Below are 14,136 nucleotides of genomic sequence, written 5' to 3' on the forward strand. Positions count from 1 at the left end.
TCTCTAAACACCTGCCTTCCTTATTTACTCGCCGTTAATTTCTTTTGAATCCTTTTACCTGTTACTCGTGCGATAATATTGAAAAGTAATACAGATAAAACGAGCACAGCAGACGAACCTGCCGCAATTTCCTGTACATCCGGCATAATGCCATTCGTATTAACAGCCCAAATATGGACAGCTAGCGTCTCGGCAGGCCGGAAAATATTTAATGGTGATGACGCCGAAAATGGATTCCAATTGCCATAATCCAGATTTGGTGTTGATAATCCGGCAGTAAATAATAATGCCGCCGCTTCTCCGAATATCCGGCCAGATGCAAGGATTGCGCCTGTCAATATTCCAGGAAAAGCGGCCGGCAGTATTACTGTTTTAATGGTATGCCATTTTGTAATCCCTAAGGCAAGGCTAGCTTCTTTCTGATCTTGTGGCACACTGCGAACTGCATCCTCGCTCACCCGAACCATTACCGGGATGTTAAAGATGGTCAATGCTAATGCTCCCCCAATAATGGTATATCCCCATCCGGTTGTATTGACGAAAATGAGCAGACCAAACATTCCTACAACGATCGAAGGAAGCGATGCCAGCATTTCAATACACGTACGAATCGCGTTCGTCACTTTACCAGGTTTTGCATATTCGGCCATGTAGATCCCACCGCAAACCCCTAATGGAACAGTAATAATCATTGTGATAAATAAAATATAAAAAGAATTAAACAGCTGATCCCTTATCCCTCCACCAGCCTGGACTGTACTTGAAGGCGAGGTAAGGAAATCCAGTGATATATATGGAACACCTTGAAACAAAATATATGAAAATAAACTTACTAACAAGGTTATGAAAAGGAAAGCAACGACATAAAGTATACCGGTTGCTATTTTATCAGCTACTTTTGCATGCATCAGATTTTCCTCCTAGCTGACAAGAATCGAATGATTAAAATAAACAGTAAAGAAATAAGCAACAGAATTAGCCCCATTGACCAAAGCGTGTTATTTTCTATACTGCCATACGTCGTATGACCCATGTTTAGCGTAATAATCGATGTTAATGTTGCAGATGGATCAAAGATACTGCCAGGTAAATCTCTGACGTTTCCAATTACCATCTGGACTGCCAATGCTTCTCCAAAAGCCCGGGCCATACCCAAAATAATTGCTGTCCATAAGGAGGGCATGACCGAAGGAAGCAATACCTTCCAGATTGTTTGCCACCTTGTTGCCCCCAGTGCATAAGAACCATCTCGTAAATGATTGGGTATGGCGGCAATCGCATCCGTTGATATGGTCGTGATCGTTGGAAGAATCATGACAGCTAACACAATTATTCCTGCAAGTAAGCTGTAACCAGTTCCAGATGAATAATCCCTAATAAAGGGAACGATAATTGTTAATGCGATAAATCCATAAACAACACTGGGAATTCCGACTAAGAGCTCAATAATTGGCTGCAATATTTTTCTTCCCCACGATGGAGCTATTTCTGTCATAAAAATGGCTCCGCCAATCCCAAGTGGGCCAGCAATCAAAGCAGCCATTAACGTAACCGCTAATGAACCAAAGATGAACGGAAATGCGCCGAATTCCGGGTTCTCCCCAGTCGGATTCCATTCAGTTGACGTCAAGAATTCAATTGGATTTACGCCATTTATGATAAATGCCTGCATTCCCTTTATCGATAAAAAGATGGTCATCGATAACGTTGCAGCAATAATAATCAAGGCGGCGAGTGTGACGATAACCTTCCCACTAGATTCTCCATGATTTTTTCGCTTCGTTGATTTTATTAGTCGATCTTTTGCTGTTGAAGCTACAGATTCCATAACAGTACACTCCTAAACGTGTGTTAGAGTAAACGATATTTCCGTTTACTCTAACACCAACTATTCATTCATGTTCAAAAAGCCGGCAAACGAGAAACGTTTATCCATTTGATAATTTTTGAACTCCCTCGACTCATGACTATTTCTTTGATTGGTTTCCTTCTGCATCACGCTCTACTTCCATTTTTGTAGCAGCAATATAACCTTGATCGGTTAAAAGTCCTTCCTGGATCGTATCACTCGCTAAGAAGTCTAAGAATTCCTTGGCCAGCCCCTTAGGCTCTCCTTTTGTATAGGAATGCTGATATGCCCAAATTGGATATTCTCCTGACTGAACATTTTTGTCATTTGCCTTTACTCCATTTACTGACAGTGCAGCAACGGTATCATCTGATAGATAGGAAAAAGCGAGATAGCCAATTGCACCAGGAGTCTCAGCAACAATCTTTTTAACTGTATTGGATGAATCCTCGGTGACCCCTTCTGCAGGGACAGCCCCGTCCAAACCAAATTCAACAAAAGTTGCCCGTGTTCCAGATGAATCAGGTCGGTTCACCAAGATTATTTTCTGATCCGCTCCTCCTAATTCAGACCAATTTTTTATTTCACCAGTGAATACTTTAATTAAATCCTCTTTCGTAATATCTGTTACCCCAGTATCGGGGTGAACAACGGGGGCCATACCGACAACAGCAACCTTATGATCTACGAGCTCATCAGCCGGTATTCCTTCTTTTTCCTCAGCGAAAACATCCGAATTCCCAATGTCAACGGCTCCCTCTGACACTTCACTTAACCCTGTACCAGATCCTCCGGCATTCACTTGAATATTGGCTTCTGGATGCTGACTCATAAATTCTTCTGCAGCAGCAGCAATTAATGGCTGCATAGCACTGGAACCAGAAATGGTTAACGAACCTGATGTTTCTTTTTCGTTCGCTTTTTCACTATTATTTGCTTCGCTTTCCGAATTGCATGCCGCAAGCACCCCTAAGGACATGACCACTAGTACTGCCGTAAGCAAAAGCTTCATTTTCTTTCTCATTTGAATACCCCCAACGATTGTTTGTTTTATAGAAGGACTAGTTCATTCCTCCTATAATTCGATGATAGTTTATGAATGTTAAGGGCGTATAAACTAGATGTAAATTTAACGTAAAAAAACCTATAACCTTTAAAAAGGTTATAGGTTAAATGTAACTTATCATTTATCACGCATTAACGGGCTGTAACACCCCCATCTTAAGCGTGAGTAAATCAAAAACTGGAGAAGGTGGGGGAGGAAGGGCAGGCTAAAACCTCACGTCCACATGCCTTCGCCTTCACTGGCACGTCTTGTACATCGGAAACCACCATTGAATGAAGCCTCACTTTATTCTGCTTCTTCATTGTGTTCTTCTTTCAAGTCGAAATAGGTATCCATAATTCGTTCGCCAATTTTATTGTTAACATGATCCCCTTTATCAACACCCGTATTCGGTACAATGATGGCCATAGCTATTTCCGGATCATCAAATGGCGCATAACCGACAAGCGAGAGATTTTCGGTATTGTACTGATTACCGTTTTTATATACTTCGTTCTCAGCTGTACCTGTTTTCCCGGCCGGATTATAGTCTTTCCCACTAAATTCAGTATAGGCAGTACCACGCGGTTCCTGATATACGCGGCGAAACCCTTCCTGGACGCGTTCAATATAATTCTGACTCATTTCAATTTGATTTAATACGTCTGTGTTAACACTTTTAAACACAGCTCCAAGCCGCTCTTCAGATGCACTCGGAACACGAGCCTCTTTTAAAAAGTGTGGCCGTACGCGCAGTCCATCATTGGCAATTGTGGAAACATATTGGGCCAGCTGCATTGTAGTAAATGTATCATACTGACCAATCGCAAAGTCCATCAGATTACCAGCAACTGGTTCCGGTCCTTTGTATCCTGTTCCTTCATAAGGGAAGTCAACGCCGGTTGACACACCAAGGCCAAATTGATCGAAATAGTTACGCATTTTCTGAAATGCTTCTTTATGAAAGGTAACAGGCTGGTTATACTGGTAATTGTATTCTCCGCCCATTCGTAATGCGATATAAAACATATAAACGTTCGATGATCTCTTTAATGCGTCCAAATCATTAACTGATCCAAGGGAATTATACGAACCCTTTTCCGGTGTCCCTTTAATTTTAATCGGTGCATCGTAAAAAGTTTGTCCTGGTGTTATGACGCCAGATTGGTATCCGGATAAAACCGTTGCACCTTTCACGGCAGAACCAGGCCTGTGCTGATCATACAATGTTTTGTAGGCAACATTGCTAAACTTACCTTTTTCACGATCGTAATGCTGGCCGGAAACGGCTAATAATTCACCAGTTTTCGGGTTCATAACAACGGCTAACGCGTCATCTACAAAACGGTTATCATAGGGATGTTTTTGGATCACTTTTTTCAGTTCTTCGCGAAGAATTTTATCAACACGTTCCTGAAATTTCATGTCGATCGTTAAAACCAAATCTTTCCCACGCTGGCCTTCTACGACAACATTCGTATCGACAATTTCACCGTTTTTGTTTGTCGTATACTCAATTTGTTCTTTTCTGCCCCTTAAGAGTTCCTCATACTGTTCTTCCAATCCGCTCCTGCCAACCCGGTCATTCGGACTATAGCCGCGGGTCAGGTAATAGTTTTCCTTTTCGGCCAGAATACCCTCTGTTTGCGAGGTGATGGAACCAAGCAAGCTTTTAAATGTATCGTCATAAGGATATGCTCTGTTCCAGTCTGTCGTTGCATTAATCCCGGGAAGTTCATTTAAATGTTCCGCAACTTTGGCATATTCCTCCGGTGTAACATCTTCATTTTTCACGATATGCGGTGTTAGCGTCATTGCTTTATCCAATTCTTTTTTTATGAGAATAACCTTTTGCTGCTCTTCTGTTAAATCGTCAACCTCTTCTTCTTTAATTCGCTCCAAAATAGTCTTGTATTGCTCTGCTGGCTTCATGTCAGCTGCCTCTTTTTCAGTTAACAGCTTTTTTGCTTCTTCGTCATGCTTTAAATACCAGTATTCCTTTTTATCCCGCATTGTTATGGCAGCTAATTTATCTTCCTTATTTTTATCATTATACATGGAAATATAGTTGGCCAGCTTTTCCGCTACATCCAATCTGTCTTCAGCCTGTACACCCTTAGCAGGGGTATAGGTAATGGAGTAAATTGGCTCGTTGTCCACCACAACATTATGATAACGATCATAAATCTTTCCCCGTGGTACAGGGGTTTTTGATATATCCTGATCGGTTCTGTCAATTTCTTTCTGAAAGCTATCTCCGTTCAATATTTGCACAACCCCAAGCTGCAAAATTAAGACCGAGAATAACAAAAATACAACAAAAAACAATATATTTAAACGAAAGGGAAGCTGCCGTCTCTTTTTTTTCTTCTTTACCATGTTTCTCCCCCTGCCCTCTCTATGCATTTCTTCCTATTATAGCATTTTTCCGGGCAAATTCTAAGCCATTTTAGCGATTTTTTTCATCGGTAAGCTGTTCCTTTAGTAAAACTTGTTTTTTTCTCGAACTGCCTAAATAAATATCCTTGACAAAAAAGTAAATAAGCAGATGTCCAATTCCTAGTACAACCAGAAGTACCGGGATAATTTTTTCAGCCTGGAAAAGGGAAACGGAAATCAGGAAAATCAGAATCGAAATGACACGTCCGATATTAACAAACAGCTCCCGGACGACAATATATTCTACCCGCAAGTCCTTAGCCCTCCACGCCTTCCCGATTACATCATATGTAAGGGAGGCATATGGAACATTGATGATCGGATAAGCAATGCCGATTACAATGGCATAAATGATCAGATTGAAGTAACTAATGTGGAACAAAATAATGAAGATGGAAAAATAAAGCAAAAGCCCACCAAGCAGGATTGCCTTTTTACGTAGCGACGGTTTTATAAATTTTGTTGCTACAAAGTAAAAAACAAAAGATAAACCGGAAAGAACCAGATTAAACATCCCCAGGGACAATTCACTTTTCGTAACGAGAAAAACCCAAATCGCAATAACAAACGCAAAGATTCCTTCACGTAATCCTTGAACAACATGGGCATGTAAAATTTTTCGCCAGCTTTTATTATGGTGCCGTTCAATCAAAATGCGTTTAAAGTAAAAATTCCCTTCTGCTTGCCGGCGATTTAAAAAAAAGCTGCATGCAACGGCACAAATGAATAAAATAAAGGAGACAGTAAAGATGGTTGTGTAGCCAATATTATCGGTCATTTTAGCGATAATAACCCCTGCTAATACCGGACCAATCATCCCACCGAACGATTGCAGAACCCCAAGAAAGCCATTAAAGAAATCCCGCGTCTCCGGCTCGGTTATTTCAAAGGTTAAGACGTTGTAGGCGAGCCAGTAAAACCCGTAACCAATGCCAAGCACGCTCCCAAGCAAAAAATTATAGGTGGAGGCCTTCTCACCTATCATTAAAACACTCAAAAAAAATAGAGATAAAAATGTTACCCCTAATCGTAATACAATAACGCGATCAATCTTTTTCGCAATTTTTCCTGCAAGAATAAACATAATTGGCTGAAACAAATAAATCCCCAGATTATACACGGCGATTGTAATATAGTCACCCGATTGTTTCCAAAGATAAATGTTAACAAACGTATTGGAGAGAAATATCCCTAAGGAATAGAGACCGCCAATCACTAATAAAAAGATCAAATCCCGATTGATTTCTACTTTTCCTGTTAGGTGTTCTAAACTTTTTAGCATTGTCTTTAAGCTCCTTTTGTATATCTAATAGTGTGAACAAATCACCATTAGATATGCAAAAGGGTTGCGTTTTATAGCAAGCAAAAACACGGGGTGCTTCCCCGTGTTTTTGCTAAGCGTATATTTTATTTAGCTGCTTCGTAATTTTTTGCAACTTCATCCCAGTTCACAACATTCCAGAACGCTGAAACATATTCAGGACGTTTGTTTTGATATTTCAGATAATATGCATGCTCCCAAACATCAAGACCAAGAAGCGGTGTTTTACCTTCCATTACTGGGTTGTCTTGATTTGGTGTACTAGTAATTTCAAGCTCACCATTATGGAGTACTAACCATGCCCAGCCAGAACCAAAGCGACCTGTTGCTGCTGCTTCGAATTCTTTTTTGAACTTATCGAAGCTGCCAAACTTACCAGTTAATTTATCAGCTAATTCACCGGATGGTTCGCCACCGCCATTTGGAGAAAGTACTTTCCAGAATAAGCTATGGTTTGCATGGCCACCACCGTTATTCCGTACAGCTGTACGAATATCCTCTGGTACAGCATCAAGGTTTGAAATCAGGTCTTCAAGCGATTTTTCCTGAAGGTCAGCTTTTCCCTCAAGCGCACCGTTCAGCTTTGTAACATAAGTATTGTGATGCTTTGTATGATGGATATTCATTGTTTCTTTATCAATTGTCGGTTCTAAAGCATCGTATGCATAAGGTAATTCTGGTAATTCAAATTTTGCCATTACGAACGTCCTCCTTCAAATTATGTTTAAAAAGGGCGCGAATATTCACCCTTTTAACCCAAGATTAGCAGAGCTTTCCTGCACATGCAAATTATATGCATATAGTTACAGTGATAAAGATGCCAACTATTTAACTTCATTATGTGTATACCCTTTTTGGACAAAATAAAACCAATTTAAAGAGAAAAGAATTAGCTTTTTTGACAAAACAATAGCTTCAGATTATAACTAATAGAGCTGATCATGGATACGTTTCAGAAAGAAGGGTTTAATATGTTAATCAAAAATGCCGGTACTCAGGAATATTTCCAGTCATACTAGCAATGAATTCTCAACACTGTAATGCAGATCAGGCTAGAGCTAATATCTTTGTCCGATTTTTCAACGGGAATGTAAATAAGCCTTGTGTTCATCCTACCAAAATTTTAAGAAGGCATATAGACAAATTAAAAAATGCCACCTAACGAAGATGACATTTTTAATTTTATTCACGAGTTTCCGCAAATCGTTTTATCCGCTCACCAATTTCATCTCTTACCCGCTGAAATATGTGCCATTTTTCCACGTCTGTTCCTTCCACCTTTGCCGGATCAGCAAATCCCCAATGGGCACGTTTCACACGTGAAGGTGTCATTGGGCATTTATCAGCAGCATCCCCGCACAATGTCACGACAAAATCGGCCTTATTTAAAAATTCAGGGTCGATTATTTCAGAACTTTGTTGCGAAATATCAATACCTGCTTCATCCATCGCTTTTACTGCAATTGGGTTCAATCCATGTGCCTCGATCCCGGCACTTTTCACATTCCATTCATCACCTAAATACTTTTTCGCCCATCCTTCTGCCATTTGACTTCTGCAGGAATTACCGGTGCACAAAAAATATATTGTTTTCTTCGACATGGCTTAACACTCCTGTTATAAAATTATCCATAACCATATGGCTAGACCTGTTAATGTAATAAATAACGTTGGAATCGTTAAGATAATTCCAATTCTGAAATAATAGCCCCACGATATTTTAACACCTTTTGTTGATAAAACATGGAGCCACAATAAAGTCGCCAATGAACCGATTGGAGTAATTTTGGGTCCTAAATCGGAACCAATCACATTAGCATATACGAGAGCCTCTTTAATGGCACTGGTTGTTTCCACATCGGAAATTGCCAATGCATCAATCATAACGGTTGGCATATTGTTCATAATGGAAGATAATATTGCTGCAATAAAGCCCATTCCGACCGTAGCCACGTACAGCCCCTGATCAGCGGTAAATTGGATTAAACTTGCTAATACACTCGTTAACCCGGCATTTTGCAAGCCATATACAACGACATACATACCAACGGAAAAGAAAACAATTGCCCAGGGTGCTCCTTTTATCACCTGTAACGTTGGAACTGCAGGACTCTTTTGCGCCATCAACAAAAACAAGACGGCAATAATGCCTGCGATAATTGAGACTGGAATACTGATAAACTCACTGACAAAGTAACCAGTCAGTAGCACAGCTAATACTCCCCATGATAACTTAAACATGGATTGGTCCTTGATTGCTTCCTTTGGGTCTTTCAATTGGGTTAAATCGTATCGTTTCGGAATAGACTTGCGGAAATACAAGAACAAAACAAGGATACTTGCACCGATAGAAAAGAAATTCGGGATAATCATTCTTGATGCATACGCTACAAAGCCAATATCAAAGAAATCCGCCGATACGATGTTAACCAAGTTGCTTACGACCAATGGCAATGAAGTTGTATCCGCAATAAACCCGCTGGCCATGATAAAAGGTAAAACCATCCGCTCTTTAAAATTCAAATTCCGTACCATTGCCAATACAATAGGTGTCAATATTAGTGCTGCACCATCATTTGCAAACAACGCCGCTACAATTGCACCTAATAAAATAATAAAAATAAACATTCTGATGCCATTACCTTTTGCTACACGCGCCATATGTAATGCTGCCCATTCAAAAAAGCCAATTTCATCAAGAATGAGGGATATTAAAATTACTGCAACAAATGTGAGCGTTGCATTCCAAACAATGCCTGTAACGGTAAGTACATCACCCCATGTGACCACACCTGCAAGTAATGCGATAATCGCACCACCACATGCACTCCAGCCAATCCCTAATCCTTTCGGCTGCCAAATAACAAATACTAACGTAATGATAAAAATTCCTGCTGCTAAAAAGACTGATAAATCCAACTTCGCTCCCCCTTAGTCGCAACAAATCCGTTTGCCTTCCCTTTCCAGGTTAGCCAGTTTTTCTTGTTGATCTGGTATCTGGTTTAGTAACGTCATAACCAATGGATATCTCTCACTCTTCTTATTTAACGAATAAAAAATCCACTGGCCTCTTCGCCTTTCCTTGACAATACCTGCATCTCTCAATTTACGCAGGTGTTGACTGATCGCCGGCTGACTCATTTCAAACACTTCAACAAATTCGCAGACACAGCATTCGTTGTCTTTTAGTAGACCTGCCATCGTTAATCGGGTTCTATCCCCTAACAATTTTAATGTTAATGCAACCTTTTCGATATCCATTATGGTTTGCAGCATTTTTCTGTACACCTCCTAATTCATCTGTATATTACTATATAATGATCTACTTATATTATGCAAATTAAAATGATTTTGTTAAACCCTAATCAACTGAACTGTTTTTATACAATAAAAAAACAAGCATCAATAGCCTGTTTAAAATGGTGGCTCGGGACGGAATCGAACCGCCGACACAAGGATTTTCAGTCCTTTGCTCTACCGACTGAGCTACCGAGCCCTATTCAACTTCTGACCTCTGACTTCCAATATCCGATCTGTTCGTTATGTATGGAGGAGGTAGAGGGATTCGAACCCCCGCGCGGTTTGACCCGCCTGTCGGTTTTCAAGACCGATCCCTTCAGCCAGACTTGGGTATACCTCCGAATAGAACATGTAATGGTGGACCCTGCAGGACTCGAACCTGCGACCGATCGGTTATGAGCCGATAGCTCTAACCAGCTGAGCTAAGGGTCCTTACTTTAGTTGCGTCCTGTTTGATTTTCGCACCGTAATCTAAATTGTATGGGGCGACCGGTGGGGATCGAACCCACGGATGCCGGAGCCACAATCCGGTGCGTTAACCACTTCGCCACGACCGCCATCAGGGCTTGTTATTATTTCATATGGTAGCGGCGGAGGGGATCGAACCCCCGACCTCACGGGTATGAACCGTACGCTCTCGCCAGCTGAGCTACACCGCCATATGGCTCCACAGGTAGGATTCGAACCTACGACCGATCGGTTAACAGCCGATAGCTCTACCACTGAGCTACTGTGGAATAATCTAGTAAGTATGTTTAATTATTTATTAGCGACGACTAATAATTTACCATATCCGACAAGATATGTCAATCATTATTTTTAAAATTCGTGTTCAAAAAGTTGCCAAATTTGGTCTTGAAGGTCGAGGCGGCGTAACTCCCGGCACCGGGCTTGCTCAGGAAGTGCTGACTTCTGCTGTTGGCGATTGTCGTGGGCGGTTTTAGCAGAAGCTCCTCTTACGCCATTACGAAGAGATTCGCCGCTTATCATTTGGTAACTTTTCGAACATCCTTTTAAGACATTATGTAAATCAAACAACAATAAATACTATAGCATGTTCATTTTCAGTTTTCAATATTAAACTAAAGAATTTTGCAGTCTTTTTTCGTCGTTTTATGAAAAAGACTGCAAAATTCCAATTGCAAACCTATTAATCGCTTAATCCCCAAGAACTTCTTCAGCGATATTTACCGCATGGTCACCGATCCGTTCCAAATTGCTGATAATATCAACAAACACAATTCCCGCCGATCCGGTACATAGACCTTCGTTCATACGGATAATATGCTTTTTGCGATACTTTCGTTCCATTTTGTCAATTTCATCTTCCTTTTGTGTTACAGCAAGAGCTTCTTCCCGATTCGTTTGATCAAGTGCCTTTATCGCTTGTTTTACGGTCAAAATCGTTAAATCAAACATATTGTTCAAATCTTCTTTTGCCTGATCTGTCAGGTAAACCTTATTGGAAATTTTATAATCAATCAATTCAATAATGTTCTCAAAATGGTCACCAATCCGTTCAATATCCCGGACAGTATCCATTAACACTGTATGTTTGGCACTCTCTATTTCCGACAACGACCCTGCAGATATCTCAACTAAATAGTCGGTAATTTTCCGATCCAAATTGTTGAGTGCCCCTTCCACCTGGATCGCCATTTCTGAATGTTTCTGCTGATGTGTGAACAAATACTGATTTGTTTCTTCCAGCCCCATACAAGCATATTCACCCATTCGGATAATTTCTGCCTTGGCCTGTTCCAAGGCAAGTGTGGATGATTGCTGGATAAATATAGGATCTAAATGTTGTGGTTTATACTCGATCGTTACATCCTCACCAGGAATGATTTTCGTCACCAACCAGGCAAGTCCCGCTATAAATGGAAATTGAATGATTGTATTGGCGATATTAAAACTGCCGTGAGCAAAGGCTAGCGTCATTTCCGGATTCAAATTCAATTGCTCTTGGAGAAACGTAACATATTTTGTAAAAAATCCTAAAAAAATAAGAAATATCGTTGCACCAACCATATTAAATATAACATGGGTAAATGCTGCCCGTTTTGCCGCAACGCTTGCTCCAAGTGATGCCAAGATCGCGGTTATGGTTGTACCAATGTTATCACCAAATAATACCGGAATAGCTGCTTGTAGATCAACTGCTCCCTCTGAAAATAATCCTTGTAATATCCCAATCGTCGCACTGGAACTTTGAACAATAACCGTAAATAGTGTGCCAATCACGACACCAAGAACCGGATTTGCACTCATGTCAACTGTCAGCTGATGAAAAGATTCCAGCTCCCGTAATGGTGACATACCGCTTGACATTAATTCAAGTCCAAAAAAAAGTGCCCCAAAACCAAAAATCGCTTGTCCGATGGCAGTAACTTTCTGATTATTAAAGAAGAAGATAAGGAAGCAGCCAACCGCAATAATTGGCAACGCATACTCACCCAAATCAATACCGATAATAAATGCTGTAATCGTTGTCCCAATATTTGCACCCATGATCACACCGATTGCCTGTCGTAATGTCATAAAGCCTGCATTTACAAGTCCTACTGTCAGAACGGTTGTGCCGGAACTACTTTGAATCAATATGGTGACGACCATCCCTGCCAATACACCTAAAAATGGATTGCTTGTTGTTTTATCAAGAATATCCCGTAATCGTTCCCCAGCCGTTTTCTGTAATCCATCTCCCATGTATTTTATCCCCAGGAGGAATATACCTAAACCGCCAAAGAACTCAAAAAGAAGTGTTTGTAAATCGATTTCCAATGGTTGAACCGTCCCTTCGATGTGGAATTATGTCGTATACATGTTTATTATTAAGGATTTATTAACATATTGTAAAGACTTGTCGGAGATTCTTAACATTAAATTTACAATTCATACGTGTAAGACATCACAGTAAGCCGGAACCTGCGGGATGACATCTGTTCGGATAGCGATTGTTACCCGAGGTTTTGACCAAACTTACCTTTTTTGCACACAAGCTGCCGGATACTGGAAGTGTGAACATGTGCAGCAAAAAATAATTCTCATGAATCGTGCAGATTCAATGAGAATTATTAGCTAATCTATCGTCTCAACAAGTATCCGTGTACCATCAACCTGCACTACACGAATCGTTCTGCCCTTGGGAATCCATTGCCCATTGGAGATAGCACTGTAATCTTTATTGTTAATCCTTATCGTTCCTACAGGCCGCAGATCATTTAAAGTGATTCCTTGTTGTTCCAGTAATTTTTCGTATTCTGCATTCATCGAATTATAACCAGCCTCATTTGTTAATCGATCTTTCAACGTCATTTTCGACCACATTTTCCGGTGTTTAAAAACTTTTAGAAACAGGAACGATGAAACGCCGCCAACAAGAACCCCAGCGACACCGTACAAACCAGCATTTAAATTTGGAGCAGCCAAAGCGACAGAAGCAAGCATGCACGCCAACCCTAATGTGGAAAGTGTCCCATCATTTAATAGCTTCCCATCAATGATAATCAGTAATATTCCAATAAAATAAATAATAAGCATAATGATAAATGAACTTGTCTCAAGATATGCAGAAAAATAAACAACAATAAATCCGATTCCCAAGAGTCCAAAAAAGCCGCGCATATTCACCAAAATTTCGCCAATTAAAAATAATGTTCCAAGTCCGGTTATGACAAATCCAATCCAACCAGAAGAAAAAATATCCATCTATTTCCCTCCTCTACCTCTAATTTGTATACGTTTTATATCCACTATTTGTTTCACAAAAAGGAGAAATGAATATGTATTTTTTTAAGAAAAGCGGAATTTATATCATCATTATATTAATCATCGTAAGTATTTATAACGATATTACCAGCGGTACCTCATTGTCTCCAACTGAAGAGCCTCGGCAAACAAACGGTATGGAAACAATTCATTCAAAACGATTTAAAGTCATAAAAGTGAAAGTACAGGCTGGTGATACAGTCTTGTCTATTGCCGAGGAAGTAAACAGTACCCTTTCTGCACTGGACATGAACCAGATTTTAGCTGATTTCAAGTTAATTAACCGTACCAGCTCACATCAACTAAACATTGGGGAATATTATTACTTTCCATTATATACAGAATCGGCTGCGAGGCAAGCACAGTAGCCTTACAACATTTGGACTTTTGGATACTCCGCATTGCGTAAAA

12 protein-coding genes and 6 tRNA genes are annotated in these 14,136 nt (G+C 40.2%); 1 reads left to right on the forward strand and 17 read right to left on the reverse strand.

The genetic code is table 11. The features are described from left to right. Positions 1 to 20 precede the first annotated feature (20 nt). From pstA to CZ382_RS08025, 17 genes are all read right to left on the reverse strand, one after another. Positions 21 to 908, reverse strand: coding sequence for a phosphate ABC transporter permease PstA (gene pstA, locus CZ382_RS07945; protein WP_088050647.1), 888 nt, complete (start codon positions 906 to 908; stop codon positions 21 to 23). Further along, entirely contained in the window at positions 908 to 1,828 is a 921-nt protein-coding gene (pstC, locus tag CZ382_RS07950) for a phosphate ABC transporter permease subunit PstC (RefSeq protein ID WP_088050648.1), read from the reverse strand. The genes pstA and pstC overlap by 1 nt, the downstream gene beginning before the upstream one ends. 139 nt (positions 1,829 to 1,967) lie before the next feature. Beyond that, the gene (locus CZ382_RS07955; protein ID WP_088050649.1) at positions 1,968 to 2,873 is read right to left on the reverse strand and encodes a phosphate ABC transporter substrate-binding protein; all 906 of its coding nucleotides are present in this window, start codon (positions 2,871 to 2,873) and stop codon (positions 1,968 to 1,970) included. 327 nt (positions 2,874 to 3,200) lie between these two features. Continuing rightward, positions 3,201 to 5,273, reverse strand: coding sequence for a peptidoglycan D,D-transpeptidase FtsI family protein (locus tag CZ382_RS07960; protein ID WP_088050650.1), 2,073 nt, complete (start codon positions 5,271 to 5,273; stop codon positions 3,201 to 3,203). A gap of 70 nt (positions 5,274 to 5,343) precedes the next feature. Then, on the reverse strand, positions 5,344 to 6,615 hold the full coding sequence (locus CZ382_RS07965) for an MFS transporter (RefSeq protein ID WP_088050651.1): 1,272 nt from the start codon (positions 6,613 to 6,615) through the stop codon (positions 5,344 to 5,346). A 125-nt stretch (positions 6,616 to 6,740) separates the two neighbouring features. Then, complete coding sequence (locus CZ382_RS07970; protein WP_088050652.1) at positions 6,741 to 7,352, reverse strand: superoxide dismutase; 612 nt, start codon at positions 7,350 to 7,352, stop codon at positions 6,741 to 6,743. A gap of 484 nt (positions 7,353 to 7,836) precedes the next feature. Continuing rightward, positions 7,837 to 8,256 carry an arsenate reductase (thioredoxin) gene (gene arsC, locus CZ382_RS07975; RefSeq protein WP_088050653.1) on the reverse strand — a complete coding sequence of 140 codons (420 nt, stop codon included), beginning with the start codon at positions 8,254 to 8,256 and terminating at the stop codon, positions 7,837 to 7,839. Between the two features lie 15 nt (positions 8,257 to 8,271). Continuing rightward, positions 8,272 to 9,573, reverse strand: a complete 1,302-nt coding sequence (locus tag CZ382_RS07980; RefSeq protein ID WP_088050654.1) for an arsenic transporter — start codon at positions 9,571 to 9,573, stop codon at positions 8,272 to 8,274. A 12-nt stretch (positions 9,574 to 9,585) separates the two neighbouring features. Then, positions 9,586 to 9,930, reverse strand: a complete 345-nt coding sequence (locus CZ382_RS07985; RefSeq protein WP_088050655.1) for an ArsR/SmtB family transcription factor — start codon at positions 9,928 to 9,930, stop codon at positions 9,586 to 9,588. Between the two features lie 144 nt (positions 9,931 to 10,074). Further along, a tRNA-Phe gene (locus CZ382_RS07990) sits at positions 10,075 to 10,150 on the reverse strand. Between the two features lie 51 nt (positions 10,151 to 10,201). Then, positions 10,202 to 10,294, reverse strand: a tRNA-Ser gene (locus tag CZ382_RS07995). A 15-nt stretch (positions 10,295 to 10,309) separates the two neighbouring features. Beyond that, positions 10,310 to 10,386 (reverse strand) — tRNA-Ile (locus CZ382_RS08000). 49 nt (positions 10,387 to 10,435) lie between these two features. After that, a tRNA-His gene (locus tag CZ382_RS08005) sits at positions 10,436 to 10,511 on the reverse strand. 25 nt (positions 10,512 to 10,536) lie between these two features. Then, positions 10,537 to 10,613, reverse strand: a tRNA-Met gene (locus tag CZ382_RS08010). A 3-nt stretch (positions 10,614 to 10,616) separates the two neighbouring features. Further along, a tRNA-Asn gene (locus CZ382_RS08015) sits at positions 10,617 to 10,691 on the reverse strand. 421 nt (positions 10,692 to 11,112) lie between these two features. Next, positions 11,113 to 12,738 (reverse strand): Na/Pi cotransporter family protein, encoded by a 1,626-nt coding sequence (locus CZ382_RS08020; RefSeq protein WP_088050656.1) that lies wholly within the window; start codon positions 12,736 to 12,738, stop codon positions 11,113 to 11,115. A 297-nt stretch (positions 12,739 to 13,035) separates the two neighbouring features. Beyond that, positions 13,036 to 13,665 (reverse strand): NfeD family protein, encoded by a 630-nt coding sequence (locus tag CZ382_RS08025; protein WP_088050657.1) that lies wholly within the window; start codon positions 13,663 to 13,665, stop codon positions 13,036 to 13,038. Between the two features lie 74 nt (positions 13,666 to 13,739). Here CZ382_RS08025 and CZ382_RS08030 point away from each other — a divergent pair, with 74 nt between their 5' ends. Beyond that, complete coding sequence (locus tag CZ382_RS08030) at positions 13,740 to 14,093, forward strand: hypothetical protein (RefSeq protein WP_088050658.1); 354 nt, start codon at positions 13,740 to 13,742, stop codon at positions 14,091 to 14,093. Positions 14,094 to 14,136 lie beyond the last annotated feature (43 nt).

It is taken from the genome of Virgibacillus dakarensis (assembly GCF_900155625.1).
Taxonomy (GTDB): Bacteria; Bacillota; Bacilli; order Bacillales; family Amphibacillaceae; genus Lentibacillus_C; species Lentibacillus_C populi.